The following is an 18148-nucleotide window of genomic DNA, read 5'->3' on the forward strand; positions in this document are numbered from 1 at the left end:
TGGACGCGTCCTGCGGATCAGCCATCGCCCTTCGGGACATGTGGACAAGCCATGGATAACAAAAAGACGTTATCCACCGCTTGACCACACTCGATGGCTTCGCGCCCACATACCCACAGGCTCAATAACAGGTGTTTCATTAACTGCTATTGTGGTTGACTCGTGTGCTACGCACCCTCGTCAACGAAAGAAAGTAGAATTAAAGTTATATCTTAAATTAAACGGATCGCTGTCTTGACAATGGGGTCCACTGTAATATTCATTATTATGCAGACCCTAATCTATCAACTCCCACTCTATTCTATGCATGATTTAATATTTACTTAACAATTTAGCCATATAATGTTTATTTTTATATCTAAGTGAGCAATACATGCCTTTTTATTCCTATGCAGAGAATATTTTTTTCTTTCAAAAGGTAATCGATCAGAAAATTTCTATGAAAGATGAGTTTAGGCTCGAAAGAAAAATGATGAGAAGTATATCTAATATAGGCGCGGTTTTCTGGACACAAAAAAAGGTTTTTTAAGAGCTATTCTTCTTAATACAAAGAGGAGAATAAAATGTCTAAAAAGCGAGCTTATTATACGGCGGCCAAGAAGGCAAAAATAACGCTAGCTGCGATTGAGGGGAAACTCACACAAGCGCAAATTACCAGTGAATACGGTGTTCACGCAACGCAGGTAAAAACTTGGAAGCAATCGGCCATCAAAGCCATTAACGATTTATTCTCTGGGGCTAATGAAAAAGAAGCCAAGTCCCAAGAGCAGCTTGTTGAGGCATTATATCAAGAAATTGGTCGACTTCAAGCGCAGCTATCTTGGCTAAAAAAAAAGCATGAACTTTAGTCTGGATGAAAAGCGCGTCATGATTGATCCTCTTGCCGAGCTCACCATTCGTGAACAATGCTTGCTATTAGACTTGCCTGTTTCAAGTTATTATTATAGTGCCAAGCCCATTTCTGTCGAAGATGAAGCGCTTATGGCGCTACTTGATGAGCACTATCTGCAGTATCCATGTGAAGGTAAAATTAAGCGGGCAAGATGGCTGTCAAAAGAAGTAGGCTATCCTGTTGGTAAACGTCGAGTAAAAAAGTTGATGGAAATGATGGGGTTATCGACTGTTTACCCAAAGCCAAATACAAGCGTTCCCAATAAGGAGCATGAGGTGTTCCCTTATTTATTAAAAGAGGTGGATTAATATAGGCGCGGTTTTCTGGACACAAAAAAAGGTTTTTTAAGAGCTATTCTTCTTAATACAAAGAGGAGAATAAAATGTCTAAAAAGCGAGCTTATTATACGGCGGCCAAGAAGGCAAAAATAACGCTAGCTGCGATTGAGGGGAAACTCACACAAGCGCAAATTACCAGTGAATACGGTGTTCACGCAACGCAGGTAAAAACTTGGAAGCAATCGGCCATCAAAGCCATTAACGATTTATTCTCTGGGGCTAATGAAAAAGAAGCCAAGTCCCAAGAGCAGCTTGTTGAGGCATTATATCAAGAAATTGGTCGACTTCAAGCGCAGCTATCTTGGCTAAAAAAAAAGCATGAACTTTAGTCTGGATGAAAAGCGCGTCATGATTGATCCTCTTGCCGAGCTCACCATTCGTGAACAATGCTTGCTATTAGACTTGCCTGTTTCAAGTTATTATTATAGTGCCAAGCCCATTTCTGTCGAAGATGAAGCGCTTATGGCGCTACTTGATGAGCACTATCTGCAGTATCCATGTGAAGGTAAAATTAAGCGGGCAAGATGGCTGTCAAAAGAAGTAGGCTATCCTGTTGGTAAACGTCGAGTAAAAAAGTTGATGGAAATGATGGGGTTATCGACTGTTTACCCAAAGCCAAATACAAGCGTTCCCAATAAGGAGCATGAGGTGTTCCCTTATTTATTAAAAGAGGTGGATATCACCAAACCAAATCAGGTTTGGGCCGCAGATATCACCTACATCCGCATGAAAGGAAAGCATGTGTATTTAGTAGCTATTATGGACTGGTATAGTCGTTATGTGATTGGATGGTGTCAATCAGCATCCAATTTTGACCCTCAAACCGCATCCAAAATTGACCCTCAAAAACATATCACATTGATTATTTACTTTACTGTTTTAGCTTCGATTTTTAAAGCGATAACTTTCATTTCCAGTCTCAACAATAGAGCAATGATGAGTCAATCTGTCCAGCATGGCTGCGGTCATTTTTGTATCACAAAACACCTTTGGCCATTCACCAAAATTTAAGTTTGTTGTAATGATTAATGATGTTTTTTCATATAATTTGCTAACTAAATGAAACAACAGAGCTCCGCCCGCTTCAGAAAATGGTAAATATCCAAGCTCATCCAGGACAATAGCATCAAAATTTTGCAGGCGATTAGCTAGCCGTCCTGTATTAACTTGTTTTTTTTCTTGTTCTAATTTGTTGACCAGATCAACAACATTATAAAAACAAGCCCGCTTTCCTTGCTTAATTAAATTAGTTGCTATAGCAATAGCTAAGTGCGTTTTACCAGAGCCCGTGCCACCCACAAAAATAATATTGCGCCCAGCATCAACAAAGCTCCCTGCGTGCAATAAACTTATTTCTTCTTCATTAACAGGATGTTGCGTAAAATCAAATTGGCTTAAATTACGATTGACCGGGAATTTTGCGACACTCAGTTGATAATTAATAGCACGCGTTTTGCGTGTTATTTGTTCTGCTTCTAATAGCATAGATAACCACTCATAATGAGTTAGTTTCACCAAAGGCTTCGACTCTTCATAGGCTAGCAACCTATCTAACATGCCTTGTAATTTTAATATCTTAAGCAACTCAGATAATTTAGTGAATGGCATGATTTGCTCCCGTTAAGAGTAAATTATATTTATGACAATTACTTGTGGGTTCTTCCTTTAAGATTAATCCAGCGGGCATTGTCGTTGCTTGAGGAAGTGCTGTAGGCCGTAATCGATGCAACGCATTAAGAATATAATCACGGCTAACCACCTGCTCTGTTAGCGCTAATTCACAGGCTACACTCACCGCCTCAATGCCATGCTCACTCATTGCCAACAGCACCTCAACGCATTCTCTGTCACCACCACGGCGCTTCATGAGAATGCTTTTGATTTTTAAAATGGCTGGTGGTAATTGCCAGTCTTTGAATGGAGCACCATTGCGTAATGCCCCTGGCTTGCGCTCCAGTAAAGGTAAATAATGCCATGGATTAAACAGTGTTTTATTGCGGCCAAAGGTGCGTTGGTGGCAACCGATGGACTCATTACCTGAAAATACCTCTATAGTTAATGCGTATATCCTGAGCGTCACCATCTGGTTGGCATAGGCACAATCAACGCTATAACGATTTCTATCGCAATGAATCAAGCAGGTTGAATGTACTAGAGTTGAAACTTCTTTATACCCATCAAATGGATGATTTAACGCTCTAAAATGAGTTCTTTCTTCTTGAAATACAGCGTCAACAGTTAGTTCTTGTTGTTCTGGGTGATGCCTTTTCTCGGCCAATAATTGGCATTGCTGCTGAAGATGTTCATTTAATAACGACAAGGTTTCATATTTAAGACGTGGTTTAAATACCCAGTCACGTACATTATCAACTTGATTTTCAATCTGCCCCTTTTCCCATCCGGCTGCGGGATTGCAGGCTGTAGGTTCAATTAAGTAATGATCCATTAATGCCAAAAATCGCCGGTTAAAAGCACGCTCCTTACCCTTGAAAACACTATCTACCGCCGTTTTCATGTTGTCATAAATACCTCTTAGCGTTAAGCCACCAAAAAATTTGAAGGCTAAATTATGCGCATCAAATAACATTTCTTGAGTTTCTCGAGGATATGCTACAAGAAAAAATTTACGGCTGTAGCTTAAACGAAATTGAGCTACTTTGATTTTTTGAACAACGCCTGCAAGCTCTACAGTTTCTTCACTCCAATCAAACTGATAGGCCTCTCCGGGATGATAGTATTGTGGAATATAGGCTTTTAATGACTCTCGACTCGTACAGCGCCATACTTTAACAAAACGCTGGACACTATCATAAGAACCGCAATAGCCACTTTCTTTTAGTTGAGTGTAGTACTTCATTGCACTACGGCGTTCCTTTTTCGATAACTTGTGGTCGTTGTTCAACCATGATACCAACGTCTCTTTGAAGATATTCAGTGCAGGTAGTGGTTGAATGGAGCGTTGATAATTTTTCCCAGACTTTTCTGCTCGGATTACCCGTCTAACTGTATTACGCGATAATCCTGTTGTGCGAACAATTTCCGCAATAGTTAATTTTTGCACATGAAACATGCGCCTAATTTTTGCTTCTGTTTCCATGATCAACATCCTCTAATTCCCTCTAGATTATTAAAATCTAGAGTACACGTTTTACTCGATTTTAGAGGGTCAAAATTGGATGCTGATTTACCCTAAAAGGGGGTCATTTTTGCATGCTGATTTACATTGGATGGGCTATTTCACCTACTATGGAGGCTGAATTTTGTATTGAGGCGCTTAGAAACGCTTTGCTGCATTCGCGTTGTGAGATCTTTAACACGGATCAGGGTTCTCAATTTACCTCAAAAGATTGGATAAATACGCTAAAATCTCACCACATTTCTATCAGCATGGATGGGCGAGGACGTTATTTAGATAATATATTTATCGAGCGATTGTGGCGTAGTGTTAAGCAAGAAAAAATCTACCGGTATGATTTTGATACAATTGAAGAGGTTGAGCTGGCCTTAACGGAGTATTTTGAGTATTATAATAACCGAAGGCTTCACCAGTCCTTTAATTATTTAACGCCCGCAGAGGTGTATTATGGCCGGAAAAGACCATAAACCCTAAATGAGAGCGTCATGACTTACCCACAAGGCCCACAGGCCTATACGAGAAAGTGAAGCTCTCCTGACCTGTGGACTTGTGGATAAGTCATTCTGATAGAGTTGTGGTAAAATGACCTAAGACAATTCGTAGTAGCAATCACTATTCATACGGTATTGAGTAGGTTTAAATAGGTTAATTTGAGTGAATTTTTAACTATAAATGATGGATGAATAGCTCTTATTTTTCCTTAATTTTGTTCCAGACATGCGGACCCATATCAGATATCACCAAACCAAATCAGGTTTGGGCCGCAGATATCACCTACATCCGCATGAAAGGAAAGCATGTGTATTTAGTAGCTATTATGGACTGGTATAGTCGTTATGTGATTGGATGGGCTATTTCACCTACTATGGAGGCTGAATTTTGTATTGAGGCGCTTAGAAACGCTTTGCTGCATTCGCGTTGTGAGATCTTTAACACGGATCAGGGTTCTCAATTTACCTCAAAAGATTGGATAAATACGCTAAAATCTCACCACATTTCTATCAGCATGGATGGGCGAGGACGTTATTTAGATAATATATTTATCGAGCGATTGTGGCGTAGTGTTAAGCAAGAAAAAATCTACCGGTATGATTTTGATACAATTGAAGAGGTTGAGCTGGCCTTAACGGAGTATTTTGAGTATTATAATAACCGAAGGCTTCACCAGTCCTTTAATTATTTAACGCCCGCAGAGGTGTATTATGGCCGGAAAAGACCATAAACCCTAAATGAGAGCGTCATGACTTACCCACAAGGCCCACAGGCCTATACGAGAAAGTGAAGCTCTCCTGACCTGTGGACTTGTGGATAAGTCATTCTGATAGAGTTGTGGTAAAATGACCTAAGACAATTCGTAGTAGCAATCACTATTCATACGGTATTGAGTAGGTTTAAATAGGTTAATTTGAGTGAATTTTTAACTATAAATGATGGATGAATAGCTCTTATTTTTCCTTAATTTTGTTCCAGACATGCGGACCCATATCAATCAGCGGACGATCCACGGCAAAAATATCTAAATGCTGAAACGCAAAATTTATATGCTATCGAAAACTCTTATAAAAATTTATTTCTCAATGTACAGGGTGATTTTTTGGATGGTGAATACAACTTTGTTCTGACCTGTCAAGAAGAGCCTAAACTACTGTGTGATAAAACCTTAAATCATTCCTATTTAGCAAACGGAAAAAAAATCCTTGCAGGTGGCAGTTTGGTATTTAAAGACGGAATTCTTATAGAAATAACCAACAATAGTGGCCACTATAGACCCACTGATGCAGAAATGTTGTCAGTTATCAGAATCTTATACAGTGCAAGCAGAGGCACATTAATCAATTACATAAGTTACTGCACTAGCGAGCCTAAAATCTATTCTGTTGCTGAACTTGAATACTCTGATAAATTCACTTCGCCATTAGTGGCGAGGATGAAAAATAATACACCTGAAATTAAGAAGAATTTATCCGCAACGTGTGTGGAGTCAGGAGGAGTTCGAAGCACGACTAAATTACCTCAAGATTATGAAGGGCTCATGGACTTATATATGACCTCTGATCTTTCCCGGGATTATGATGAAGAGCTTGTCGAATTAATTATGCCCTCCAGGATAATCTCAGGTTACGATGAAAAACTTGTGGCACCTGATAAAAATAGGCTACCAGCTTTGGTTGATGGAGACAAACCCATTGGAAAAGATACATTTTCAGATCGAAGATTTGGTAGAAACTTGTCTGAAGATCTGATAACAAAATATAAGGAATTTTTTGGAAAAAGTACTTTTTTTTCCAAAAGTGTCGATTTGATAGAGCAGAACCAAGGTTCATCAAACGCATTGATTTCATAAAAATTAATGAATGAGCATCCAAAAATTATTGTGATTCAATTTTATTGGAACGCTAAAAATTCTTAATTGACGGGTAGAGATAATTTATTGTTCTTTGGATAATGATGAAAAACTAATACCCGTTCAAGCAGGGTCTAATAATTTCGCGAGTCCAACTCCAGGATCTTGAAGTTGTTTAAAAGAGAATGTTGCACATTACTAAAAGATGCTAAAAATCAGGCTACTCATGCGGACAATGGGCCTTCACAAAAAGCAAAGGCCATAAACCCTTAATGGTAAACTATCTTAGGCAAGCACTTGGCTTCTTCGATCCATGATTTCACCATTGAGGTGCTTGGTATACGACGACAAAGGTGGTGTAGCTCATTGGTTTTTCTCAAGGCTAGATATAAATTTTCATATCGACGATGTGCCAATTCCGGGATTGAGTCGACACCGCATTTTTCCAATAGTTCAGCAAACTCTTCGCCGATACCGTGGACTCTTGCCAAGTCAGCATGGTTTGTCCATTTAAGAATTAGTTTGGGGCTGATCCCGGTATGTTTACAAAGTTGATTTCGCTTACTGCGAGTGCAACAGGCTTTAAGAAACTGCTCCTGATAGTTAAGCCCCTCTTCATGAAGCAACTCAGCATAGCGTTTGCCAATACCATCAATTTCAATGAGTTTATGCATGATTAGTTCTCCCTGATGTTCTGTTTAATTATAGACCAATGTAACTCAGACAGGTTGGGAAATTTATCAGCTTAAGGTCTTGCTTAAATGCAGTTGTTCACAAGTTTATTTATAGTACAGGCCTCATACGTAATAGTGCTTCCATTACAACAGGACCCAATCCAGCTCCACACTTTTTTCTTTGTGATTTCTTGCACAACGAATCATAAATTTCGAATTACGAATTCAACTGATGCAATTGTAAAAGGAAGTTTATGATTTTATCCAAGGCTTTATTGATATCAGATTCAGACATTAACAATCATATCAAATCCACCATAAATCATACGTTTGCCATCAAAAGGCATGGGGTTGGTATCAGATTTTAAGCGAGGATCTTCCACGGCTTTCATCATTCCTTCATCATGAACATGCTTGGAAGGCCAAAGAATCCATGAAAAAACAACTATTTCATCCTCTTTGCACTTGACTGCCATAGGGAAAGACGTAATTTTTCCTTCGGGTATTTCATCTCCCCAACACTCAACCAGTTGTATGGCGCCGTGTTCTTTAAATATCTGGCCCGCTTTGGTTGCATGCTCAATATATTGCTGCTTTTTAGCCTTTGGTACTGCAACTACAAATCCATCAATATAACTCATAAAGCCTCCATTTAAATGTGTGGGTAAAATAGGTTACAGATTATTAACAGGCCACGTCAAGTTTCGTTTTTTTCAATTATTTTTCTTGCATAGAGTAAGCACTCTTTAATACCATTCATTTTGTTGTATATCCAACAAAATGTTATTATTTAGTTCAAAATTTTGTATCCTGTCAGAATCGCCGGGTAAGTGTCTGCCACTGAGCCCGGACTAATCCGAGCCGCGCGCGTCAGCAAGCGGAATTATCTCGAGATGCTTATGTGGTGCATGGAACCTGCCGCACTTTAAGTAAGATTAATTCAGCCAATGATGGCATTTCAAATTTTTTAGTCACCCTATCGTAAATATACTGATAAACGTTAACTTTCAGTTTTCTGGCCGTCTGTACAATCGTGGCAAACGTATCCTTTGATTTGGTGCCATTTTGGGAGACCGTTTGGAGATTGATGTCGCGTATCCTTGCTTGAAACCGTGTCCCTAATTCAGAGGCATTGTTGTGCAATGGCAGAAATGGATGGTCTAACACCAATAATAACGCTTGTTTTTTAGCACGTGTCTTTGCAATGCGTTGATCTAAAACATCATAGCCTGTCGTGGTTGCGAACAAAGTATCAAATTGCATTGATAGTTGTTGGGCCATTGATTGAGATGGAGCCGTCTTGTAAGTCAATAATGCATGGTAGAAATCCCATAATTGCTCAAGAAATACAGCCAATATATTCTGATTCATATCTGAGAATGGAGTGAGTTTTTTATAATGACGACCTTCATGGATCCAGCACAGCGCATGATGTAGGGCCAATTTATTAAACTGAGGCGCATCATCTGTCATTAAATAATGGATGAAGTATTTCGAGTGCTGATAATAGGCAAGAGCTGCTGACTCAAGAATTATGCGTCGATTCGTGCTGTGTTTTTTTGGATTTGGAAAAAGTGTTCCCATCAAACTATCGATTGATTCACGTGTGAGGGGTTGTGCATGCAGCATTGGTTTAATTTGATCCAACCATTTTTTTGCGAGACCAAACTCATCCATTAACTCATAAGCCTCCTGATTAAACATAAACTTTAATTGGTCTCGACACAGCAACTCCAATAAGGTCAAGCGATCTTTTTTACGACGAGTGAAGTATGCTGTAAAAAAGTCATTACATAAAACATGGGTGTAGTGATTTTTGCCGTTAACACGACTGCCTGTGTCATCCATCTGCTGGTACAAGCCTGCGTTGCTACCGGCATCGACAATATCTTCTTTTTCCTGATGAAAAATATCATTGCCTTCTGTCAGCATGGAAGCAATTTTACCATGTGATATTTGAATACCACATGTTTTTAAAAAGCGCTCAATGGCGCTCTCCGTCATCCCTGCATCACGGTATAATGTGATGACCAGCGCTTTAACCCCAGGACCAAATTCACTGCCCTTATATTCGCCAGGAATCGGCGCAATAAAGGTTTTTTTCAAAGATGGTGAGTAATACGTTTCCAGCTTGAATTCAACATTATCCGTGATGATTTTTAGATCCTGGATGATTCGAATCTCAAAACCCTTGAACTTGGCGTCATCTGGCAGCGTTGCTTTGTCCAGAGCAATCGTAACACGTCTATCAATACGTACGTTTTTTTTGTCTTTGCCTGTGTTTTTATTGTTCCCTTTACCACGTTTATTGCGATCTCCTTCAGATGAATGATTGGAATTGCCTGTATTATCGCCATTGCTACCTTTGGATTGACCGCGAATATTAGGTTTGCCCTGTTCACCCTTAAGGCGGTTTATCTCATCACGTAATACTTGGTTTTCCTCTCTGAGCAAAGCATTTTCTTCGGCAAGCATTTCGACCAAATTAACCAATACCTTAATGATAGTCACGGCCTTTTTGTCGGCAAGACTATCGATATCTTTTGTTAACTCATCTAAAACTTGTTTGATTTCTTGGCGTTTCATCATCTACCACTGCGTTACTAATGCTGATACGGCAATCATAACATGACTTTTTTTGAACGCATTTTTCGAGTTTTAACGCCACTAAGGGCTAAGAAAAAATCTGACCTCAGGAGGGAGATGTTTTATTAGTGAAAGGGGCTACATTGTGATCTTGGGGATCTTAGGGCATGCATATTGCATGACTTACGTTTGATATGGAAAAACATCAGTTTTACAGAAAAACCGTGTCAATAGGTATTTTGAATATTTTTAAAGAATTCCGCTTGCTGACGCGCGCGGCTCGGATTAATCCGGACTCAGTGGCAGACACTTACCCGGCGATTCTGACAGGATACAATATGATTGCGCCTAAAAACGTAATAAGGCTGAGCGCAAGTGATGGTGTAAACCCGTGCCACATGGTCAATTCCATAGTCACCGAATGACCAAGGATGGCGCTCGCCGCTGGTGACAATATTGCTTTATTAATAATAAATGGCACAATGCTTATAATTAATGTAAACACTGCAAGCAAAAACGCATTTATTGACATTTTTTTGTTTGCCTCCAGAACATGTTTTGGTTTTTGTTGCCCAAAAAAAGGCTTAATAATCAAGATAAATGCTAACGATGCAACCATCATGTTGGCAAAAACGACCATTGCGGTCAATATATATGAAGCAATTGGTGCAGCTAAATTGGCTTCATAAACTAATTCTTTTACATAAAAGCCAAGTAAAGGAGGCAATCCTGCCATAGAGGCGCCAGAAACTAATGCAGCCCAAAATGTCACTGGCATCGCTTTATGTAATCCACTCACTTTAGTCACTAATCTGGTGCCTGTTTGGTGTTGAATATCACCTACTACCATAAATAATGTTGCTTTATAAAGTGCGTGTGAGATGAGGAATGCAACAGCGGCTTTGATAACAGCATCCTGATCTGAACCTAATAAGAAAACCAGTGATCCCATTGCTGTTACGGTGGTGTAAGCCAATATTAATTTCATGTCGGTCTGTTTGAAAGCAAGCAATACACCAACAACCATTGTGATAGCCCCGATAGTAGTCAGGGCAATAAACCACAAGGCACTACCAGACATTACAGGATGAAATCTCGCTAAAAGATAAACCCCTGCTTGTACCATTGTTGCGGAATGAAGGTAAGCACTAATCGGGGTCGGCGCCTCCATTGCGTTAGGCAACCAAAAATGAAATGGAAATTGGGCAGACTTGGTAAATGCGCCAATTAATACCAATAACAAAATAGCTGTATACCACCTGTTTTCAACAAACCCACGCCCTTGATTTAATAATTCTGAAATGGAGTAAGTATCTGTGGCCAAGCCTATTAATAAAAAACCGGCTAGCAGGCACAGTGCACCCGAGCTTGTAATTAATAAGGCGTTTAATGCCGCCTCTCTTGCAGACGCTCTTTCATGATTGAATCCGATAAGTAAATAGGAACTAACACTGGTTATTTCCCAACAGACAAAGAGGGTAATTAAATTATCAGCCAGAACTACTCCCAGCATTGCGGACATGAATAAAAATAAGTAACAAAAATATCGGGATAAATGCCTGTTATTCTCAAGATAAGGGATGCTATAAATGACAATTAAAGTCCCAATACCGGTAATAAGCAAAGCAAACAATAAACTAAGACCATCAACGCAGAGTGAAATGGATACGCCTATTGATGGGAACCACTTTAGCGTATAAAAAATAATTGTTCCGTTCATTACTTGGGGAATAAAATGAGCAAAATAGAAAAATAAAAAAAATGGAATAGTTGAAATCAGCCACACAAAACGGGGGCGAATAAAAATAAATAGCATTAAAAATGCTGTTGTGAACAGTATTAGAATGATCCAGATTAACATCATTAAAATCCATTTAAGGACGCAATTTACATCTCTGCGGAAAAAACAATATACCTTTATAACATTTATTAGGTTTAGTGTGTATCCTGTTTACGGACAACATCAGTTTCTTTGAATCGCTGACCATGCTTCAGATTTCATCCAGCCTACAATAATTCGTTAACATCCCAGTTGTAATATGCATAGGATTTTAATATGGATTTATAAGGGCTATCAGGTTGTTTTTCTATCCAGGAGGTGAATGTTTGGTTGGCGGCAGCCCCTGAATGGACAAAGGTATAAAATAATTTTATGTAGTCCTTTCGAGCACAATGATATTCTTTTTTCCATGGCTGTGCTGCTATGGATGGAGATCTTCCGAACAAATCAATTCCTCCCAAGCCAGCTTGACGAGTAATGATGTCTTTTAAATGGACGTATTTTGCATTTGCAAGTATATCGCGCATGATCATGAACGTAGTTGTCCTTCCCTTCCCTGCAGCACAATGAACGTGTAGCCAGGTATTGAGAGGTGCGTTGTTAATTATTGCTATAAATTGATCTACCTGGCCAGGCGTAGGTGGATGATAATCAGGCACCTCAATTCTAACGTAAGCTACCCCTGCTTTTTGAGCAGCCTGCTGCTCTGTATAGGCCTCTTTGATCGGCACAATTACTGGTTCTATTGGAACCTTGAAGCCCGCTTGAGGTTTGCCCAACTTATTAATTTTGGCTACTCCTGAGCTAAGAAAGTATTCTACCCAAGAGTACTCTGCATCACTAATTGCCCTAGGTGTTTTACCCCAGTTTATCTCGTCTCGTTTATAAAATAAGCTAATGGGTAATCCATTAATATAGAGGTGCGTTTCCTGACGCAAATCAATAATATAAACAGAATGGGTCTTTCCCAAGGTTTTCCTTAACCAAATCATATTCCCTAGAGTAGGGGCAGCACTTCCGGAAATAAACAAGGCATTCATTCCTTTTTTATTAATTTTGACTTTTTTTCCGTCTAAGACTTCGATAGAGCTTGTTGCGCTACGCCAATGAACAGGTGCCACCTGCGGGGATCCATCGTTATTGGGCCAGTGATTTTTTATCCAGAATGCTCCGGAAGTGAGTTGTATTTTTTCTGCGGAATTTGTGGCTTTCATATTACTTGCTTCTGCAAAAAGGGTTGTAACTGTAAGTATGAAAATGTAGAAAACTAATAATCTGATAATTCTCATAGTAAAAACCTGATGCCTTTCTTTTAGTTTAAGCCTTAATTAATCAAGAAACCATCAAATTTATTTACAGGAACATATCCTAATCTATTAGGTAAAAAATGCCCTTGTGCTGTGCTATAATTGAACAATGAATGTAGGAGGTATTATGAACAGAACCATAGTTATTGGTCTATCTATACTCCTTTTTACAACAGCCGTTACAGCATTTGAATTTGACAAGAATAGAAGTTCACAAACAGGAGTCAGTCTCCAGGATAAGGCTGAGCAAGGCAATCCTGAATCCCAACTGCAATTAGGTATTAATTATGAAAAAGGCTACAGCGTTGAACAGGATCTGAAACAAGCACTCTTTTGGTATCAAAAAGCGGCAGCGCAAGGAAATCCTGAAGCTCAAAATAATCTTGGTTTATTCTACTTAAAAGGCTTGGCGACTTCCCAGGATATCAATAAAGCGCTGTTTTGGATAAAAAAGGCTGCAGACCAGGGCTTGGCAATGAGTCAAAATAATATGGGGGTCTTGTATGAACATGGAACGGGAGTGAAGCGCGATATGCAACAAGCCTTTTTGTGGTACAAAAAATCAGCAGATAAGGGGAGCTCTGATGGTCAATATAATTTAGCCACAATGTACATGAATGGAGGTGGCGTTCAACAAAACATGAGTAAAGCGATTTATTGGTACCAAAAAGCAGCCGATCAAGGTGATCTTGATGCTCAAAATAATCTTGGAGTGATTTATGAGAGTGGTGATTCGTGGGTTAAGAAAGATATAAAAGCTGCAATTAATTGGTATACAAAAGCAGCTAATGCAGGCTTATCTTTAGCACAGACAAATCTTGGTGTGTTGTACATGAATGCTGATTATGCAGTCAGAGATTATAAGCAAGCAATATATTGGTTTGAGAAGGCTGCTGAGCAAGGAAGCGTTAAGGCAAAAAACAATCTGGGCTTTTTATACGAACGTCGATGGGGAACCAGTAAGAATCCCAAGCAAGCAATATATTGGTATAAGAAAGCAGCGGATAAAGGCTTTGCAATGGCACAAAATAACTTAGGAATTTTGTATTCCAGTGATGGGGAATTTAGAGATTATAAACAAGCATATATATGGTTTAAAAAATCTGCCGATCAAGGCTTTGCAGAAGCGCAAAATAATCTTGGTTTAATTTATATGACTGGTAATGGGGTCGATAAAAATTACAAAAAAGCTGTTTTTTGGTACAAAAAGTCCACAGAGCAGGGATTAGCCTTGGGTGAGTACAATCTTGGGGTAATGTATATGAATGGTCTTGGTACCAAAAAAAATAATAAAGAAGCAGCACGTTTATTTCAAAAAGCAGCGGATCAAGGTTTAGCAGTGGCACAAAATAATTTAGGTGTAATGTACATGGAGGGGGAGGGGGTAAAAATAGATTTCAAAAAGGCAATTTATTGGTTTAATAAAGCAGCAGATCAAAATCTGGAGCTGGGTCAAATAAATCTGGGCATTATGTATGCTGAAGGTAAAGGGGTACTTAAGGATTTAAAGCAGGCGAAGTATTGGATTGGCAAAGCAAAGGATAGTGGCTCTTCTGATGCCAGCAGAATATGGATGTCTTATAAACTATGGAACTATTAAAGAGAGCAAAAACCACTGGGTTTCTAGTTATCTTTCTTGGTATGCTTATAATGATAGATATAAAAACTAACGGATTAGTTCTATGGCAAATTTTCAGATAAAAAATCCGGAAAAGAGACAATGGCGTATGCTGTTAGTTTATGATCTGTATAGAATTTTAAGTATTGCTGTATTTTTAGGTATTTATTTTTTGATTCCACCCCAAATTTAGCTAATTTAAATGGATTTCTGCAAGATCAAGAAAAAGAATTAATCCTCAATGCGCTCAATAAAACAAAATGGAATAGAACAGCTGCCGCTCGACTATTAGGCATTAGCTTCAGGACCTTACGGTACAGATTAAAAAAATTAGGTCTGGATTAAGCTTGGCGTGACTCCAATACGATGGAGACTATCTCGCTGTAAAATAATATGAGGTAAATTTATCTTAGACATTGAAATATATAACTTCTTGGTCTAAGGTTTAAAGACGCGATGATCAATCATTCACGCGAATTCTAATAATACATTACTAAGGAAAGTTATCATGAGCTCATGGAATAGTGTTGTTTTTTTAAAAACAAAAAATGCATGGTCTGACTCTGCTTCAATTTCAAGAATGAATGGCGTGCAAAGCCTTTGGTCTACCTCTGGTGACTGGGACTGGTGCATTAAGCTTGATCCTAAACATTCAACACCAGAAGAAACTGCAGATTTTGTTAAAAACCTAAGAAATGCTGACTGGGTTGCTGAGACTAAAACCAGCTGGTGGAAAGAAGTTGCAGTGAAATAAAAGTTACATCTGGCTGATTTGGGAGATTATCTCGCTTATGATGTTACTCATCAATATTTGGTGGACTTTAGCTGACTTAGTCTCTCAATTCGCCTTAACTTTCCAGGGCCTTTTTTGTATTGTCTTTCTTATATATCGTAGTTATTTTTTCCCCATTCCAAACATAGCTGAAATGCGCCCCTTGTTGGCATTTATGTATAATGTTGGGCTTAAATAAAGCAAAATTAGCCCCAGCGGACCGCACTGAATGATAAACGATGCCATCTTCTTGCTTTTCCTTGATTTGAGCTCCAAAATTTTGACTCAATTTATAATCTAAAGGTGAATAGATAGGATCAGTCTGTTTATTCAAAATTGTTAAATCGAATAATTGAGCACTAAAATCCGCAATTAAACTTCGCATATCCAATTCTTGAGCTGGCTCATTGGTGTAAGATAAGAATTGTTCTTTATGATAAATGGTTTCTGCAATAGCAATTGAGAGCGACTCGGCAGCATAATAGACTCCATAATCACCGTTAGAGAATCGACTGCCCTCAGGGTTAATATGGGTAAAGGCTGCCATAATATATCCACAGCCAGGAACAGCATATAATCTTTCTTGTTTAGGCACTAAGCCCAAAAGTCCAATTTCATCCTGTATCCTGGGGTTTGTTAGCATTTGTACTGCAAACAACGCGTCAAACTCTTCAGCGCAAGCGACATCTTCAAACAAATGAATAGGGGGAAATTGAGAGGGAATCAAGCGATAACAACGTTGTCGCGTATAGGGTAATTTACACAGTAAGTCTAATGAAGGCATCAGGCTTTACCGCCTCGTTCTGCATTTAGCCTGCTGGCAACTGCCCAAAGATCCACAACGCGCCCTTGCACCATAATATCCATAGCAGATCGGCCATTATAGAAAGGGGCTTTGTTGGGTTTCCTGACCCATTTATAAACGGATTCTTGATTTGAAAATAAAATCCTCAAAGCGGCATGAATGTTTAATAAGTATGATATACGTTCAATGAGATCGTGACTAAATGAGGCTTTTTCAGGAGAGTTTTTGTATTTAAACCAGGTTGAACGTTTGAGACCTAATAAGGATAACGCCTCATCGGTGGTGCAATGCCATTTATCTAAAATATTTAAAACCACTTTAAAGGCGGTTTGGACCTGTTCATGATTTATAGTAGTTGACTGCAATGGAATCATTGATTATCTCAACATGGCTTATAGTCTAAATATAGACTATATTATAGTTTTAGTCCATATATGGACGATTAATCCGTCCACATTAATACGTTAATTTGTTACCATAAATTTAATTTCATCAATTTTGGCTAAAATTCGTGCTTTTAAATAGTCGTCATGTTTTGCTAAACCAAGAGCCACCTTTAATTGTGCGATAGCTGCTCTTTTTTGTCCCTCAAGTAATAAACATTGTGACTGAGTAAAATACGCATAACTTTTTTGATGAGCTTCTGCTTGTGCACGAGCCAAAGCTCGGCAAAGTGGCAGATCGTGTGTGTATATTCTACTTCCTTTTAAGAGAATACTGATTGCTTTCTCTGCTTGATTAGCCGCGAGCAGCCCCTCGCTGTATGCCATTAGTGCAGCGTAATTATCAGGATAAATATTGAGCATTTCTGCCAGGCGAGAAAGGGCTGCCTGATGTTGCAACATTCCTGTTTCTGCATGAGCCATTGCAATTTGGAAATAAAGATTATCCTTATTTTGTTCTAGCAATGGTATTAGGCGGTCAGAGGCTTTACGGAAATAATTATTATTTAACAATGCCAGAACGTATCCATATTGGCAGGCAACATTGTGATTTTGTTTTGGACAGTGATATGCATAAAAATCGAGTAGTTTTTTATTTTCTGGCGCTACAGATACTCTGATTAACTCCTTAAACAGGGCATAATCTAAGGAGTCCGTGTATTGTTTTTTAGCTAAATGATCAGTCCGATTTTCAGCTTCTGCAATTCGGTCAGCATCCATTGGGTGGGTGCGCAGAATTGCCGGGATATTTGCAGTATAATAATAACGAGAATTTTCCTGCATCTTTTGAAAAAATGCAGCCATACCCCGTGGATTGAATCCGGCTTTGATTAACATATCAATGCCAATTCTATCGGCTTCTTTTTCTTTAGATCGAGTAAAATTGATATTATCCTGAGAAAAGCCGGAAAGTGATGCCATCATTGCTCCCATTCCTACAGTGGGATTTAAGACTCCTAAAGCTGCGGAGGCTAACAAAGAAGCTAACATAGGTATACGCATCTGTTTTTGATGCTCTATCATACTGTAAAGATGGTGTAAACGAACGTGGGCTATTTCATGGGCCATTACTGCCGCCAGTTCACTTTCATTGCTGGTAGTTAAAATAAGTTGAGAGTTAATACCGATGTATCCGCCAGGACCTGCGAAGGCGTTGATCTCTTTTGATTTAACAATAAAGAAATAGGGTGCTCTAATGTTACCAAAATGCGCCAGTTTTTTCCCTATATTATTAACAAACTGAATGGCTAATGGGTTACGCTCTATACTGTCTGATTGATTAATCAGTTGAATAAATTCCTTTTCTAACTGCTCCAGTTCATTTGTTGAGTAAGGGGATAATCCCTGAGCAAATGAGGTTAGAGTCAAAAGTGACAGAATTAGTAGTGCGATCCATGATTTTAGTTTGGAAAATTTAAGGTTAAATCTAAATTTCATGTTCAATTTAATCATT

Annotated in this window: 18 protein-coding genes and 1 pseudogene; 9 read left to right on the plus strand and 10 right to left on the minus strand. The window is 38.8% G+C overall.

Annotation, left to right across the window (positions count from 1 at the left end; translation table 11 throughout):
- Nucleotides 1-563 precede the first annotated feature (563 nt).
- The 3 genes from HRS36_RS05325 (at nt 564) to HRS36_RS05335 (ending at nt 1559) form a co-directional block, all read left to right on the plus strand.
- Nucleotides 564-848 carry a transposase gene (locus HRS36_RS05325; RefSeq protein WP_173235475.1) on the plus strand — a complete coding sequence of 95 codons (285 nt, stop codon included), beginning with the start codon at nt 564-566 and terminating at the stop codon, nt 846-848.
- Complete coding sequence (locus HRS36_RS05330) at nt 838-1200, plus strand: IS3 family transposase (protein ID WP_173236510.1); 363 nt, start codon at nt 838-840, stop codon at nt 1198-1200. Before HRS36_RS05325 ends, HRS36_RS05330 begins: the two co-directional genes overlap by 11 nt.
- Nucleotides 1201-1274: 74 nt before the next feature.
- Nucleotides 1275-1559, plus strand: coding sequence for a transposase (locus HRS36_RS05335; protein ID WP_173235475.1), 285 nt, complete (start codon nt 1275-1277; stop codon nt 1557-1559).
- A 550-nt stretch (nt 1560-2109) separates the two neighbouring features.
- Here HRS36_RS05335 and istB read toward each other — a convergent pair.
- Nucleotides 2110-2838: an IS21-like element helper ATPase IstB gene (istB, locus tag HRS36_RS05340; protein ID WP_173235816.1), complete on the minus strand. Its 729-nt coding sequence runs from the start codon at nt 2836-2838 to the stop codon at nt 2110-2112.
- Nucleotides 2825-4336, minus strand: coding sequence for an IS21 family transposase (gene istA, locus HRS36_RS05345; RefSeq protein WP_197933184.1), 1512 nt, complete (start codon nt 4334-4336; stop codon nt 2825-2827). Before istA ends, istB begins: the two co-directional genes overlap by 14 nt.
- 104 nt (nt 4337-4440) lie before the next feature.
- Between istA and HRS36_RS05350 the strand changes: the two genes are divergently transcribed.
- The 3 genes and pseudogenes from HRS36_RS05350 (at nt 4441) to HRS36_RS05360 (ending at nt 6710) form a co-directional block, all read left to right on the plus strand.
- Nucleotides 4441-4833, plus strand: a complete 393-nt coding sequence (locus HRS36_RS05350) for an integrase core domain-containing protein (RefSeq protein WP_173236511.1) — start codon at nt 4441-4443, stop codon at nt 4831-4833.
- A gap of 269 nt (nt 4834-5102) precedes the next feature.
- A pseudogene (locus tag HRS36_RS05355) lies at nt 5103-5588 on the plus strand (IS3 family transposase); the annotation flags it as partial.
- A 372-nt stretch (nt 5589-5960) separates the two neighbouring features.
- Nucleotides 5961-6710, plus strand: coding sequence for a hypothetical protein (locus HRS36_RS05360; protein WP_173236513.1), 750 nt, complete (start codon nt 5961-5963; stop codon nt 6708-6710).
- Nucleotides 6711-6979: 269 nt separating this feature from the next.
- On the opposite strand, the gene HRS36_RS05365 is transcribed toward HRS36_RS05360, so the two are convergent.
- The 5 genes from HRS36_RS05365 to HRS36_RS05385 all read right to left on the minus strand — a co-directional run bounded on the left by HRS36_RS05365 (nt 6980) and on the right by HRS36_RS05385 (nt 12964).
- Nucleotides 6980-7384 (minus strand): DUF4332 domain-containing protein, encoded by a 405-nt coding sequence (locus tag HRS36_RS05365; protein WP_173236514.1) that lies wholly within the window; start codon nt 7382-7384, stop codon nt 6980-6982.
- Nucleotides 7385-7671: 287 nt separating this feature from the next.
- The gene (locus tag HRS36_RS05370) at nt 7672-8025 is read right to left on the minus strand and encodes a DUF1428 domain-containing protein (protein ID WP_173236515.1); all 354 of its coding nucleotides are present in this window, start codon (nt 8023-8025) and stop codon (nt 7672-7674) included.
- Between the two features lie 256 nt (nt 8026-8281).
- A complete protein-coding gene (locus HRS36_RS05375) occupies nt 8282-9973 on the minus strand; it encodes an IS66 family transposase (RefSeq protein WP_173235423.1) in 1692 nt (563 codons plus the stop codon).
- Between the two features lie 307 nt (nt 9974-10280).
- Entirely contained in the window at nt 10281-11786 is a 1506-nt protein-coding gene (locus HRS36_RS05380) for a proton-conducting transporter transmembrane domain-containing protein (RefSeq protein ID WP_226905582.1), read from the minus strand.
- 191 nt (nt 11787-11977) lie between these two features.
- Nucleotides 11978-12964, minus strand: coding sequence for a fused DSP-PTPase phosphatase/NAD kinase-like protein (locus tag HRS36_RS05385; protein ID WP_173236517.1), 987 nt, complete (start codon nt 12962-12964; stop codon nt 11978-11980).
- Nucleotides 12965-13184: 220 nt separating this feature from the next.
- On the opposite strand from HRS36_RS05385, the gene HRS36_RS05390 reads away from it, so the two are divergent.
- The 3 genes from HRS36_RS05390 to HRS36_RS05400 all read left to right on the plus strand — a co-directional run bounded on the left by HRS36_RS05390 (nt 13185) and on the right by HRS36_RS05400 (nt 15429).
- Complete coding sequence (locus HRS36_RS05390; protein ID WP_173236518.1) at nt 13185-14657, plus strand: SEL1-like repeat protein; 1473 nt, start codon at nt 13185-13187, stop codon at nt 14655-14657.
- Between the two features lie 252 nt (nt 14658-14909).
- The gene (locus tag HRS36_RS05395; protein ID WP_267313959.1) at nt 14910-15020 is read left to right on the plus strand and encodes a helix-turn-helix domain-containing protein; all 111 of its coding nucleotides are present in this window, start codon (nt 14910-14912) and stop codon (nt 15018-15020) included.
- 163 nt (nt 15021-15183) lie between these two features.
- Nucleotides 15184-15429 (plus strand): hypothetical protein, encoded by a 246-nt coding sequence (locus HRS36_RS05400; RefSeq protein ID WP_173236519.1) that lies wholly within the window; start codon nt 15184-15186, stop codon nt 15427-15429.
- A gap of 94 nt (nt 15430-15523) precedes the next feature.
- Here the strand turns inward: HRS36_RS05400 and HRS36_RS05405 are convergent, their stop codons facing one another.
- The 3 genes from HRS36_RS05405 to HRS36_RS05415 form a co-directional block, all read right to left on the minus strand.
- Nucleotides 15524-16174, minus strand: a complete 651-nt coding sequence (locus tag HRS36_RS05405; RefSeq protein ID WP_226905583.1) for an RES family NAD+ phosphorylase — start codon at nt 16172-16174, stop codon at nt 15524-15526.
- A 56-nt stretch (nt 16175-16230) separates the two neighbouring features.
- Nucleotides 16231-16626 carry an MbcA/ParS/Xre antitoxin family protein gene (locus HRS36_RS05410; protein WP_173236521.1) on the minus strand — a complete coding sequence of 132 codons (396 nt, stop codon included), beginning with the start codon at nt 16624-16626 and terminating at the stop codon, nt 16231-16233.
- A 90-nt stretch (nt 16627-16716) separates the two neighbouring features.
- Nucleotides 16717-18147: a M48 family metalloprotease gene (locus HRS36_RS05415; protein WP_173236522.1), complete on the minus strand. Its 1431-nt coding sequence runs from the start codon at nt 18145-18147 to the stop codon at nt 16717-16719.
- Nucleotide 18148: the final 1 nt, after the last annotated feature.

Source organism: Legionella antarctica (assembly GCF_011764505.1).
Classification (GTDB): domain Bacteria; phylum Pseudomonadota; class Gammaproteobacteria; order Legionellales; family Legionellaceae; genus Legionella; species Legionella antarctica.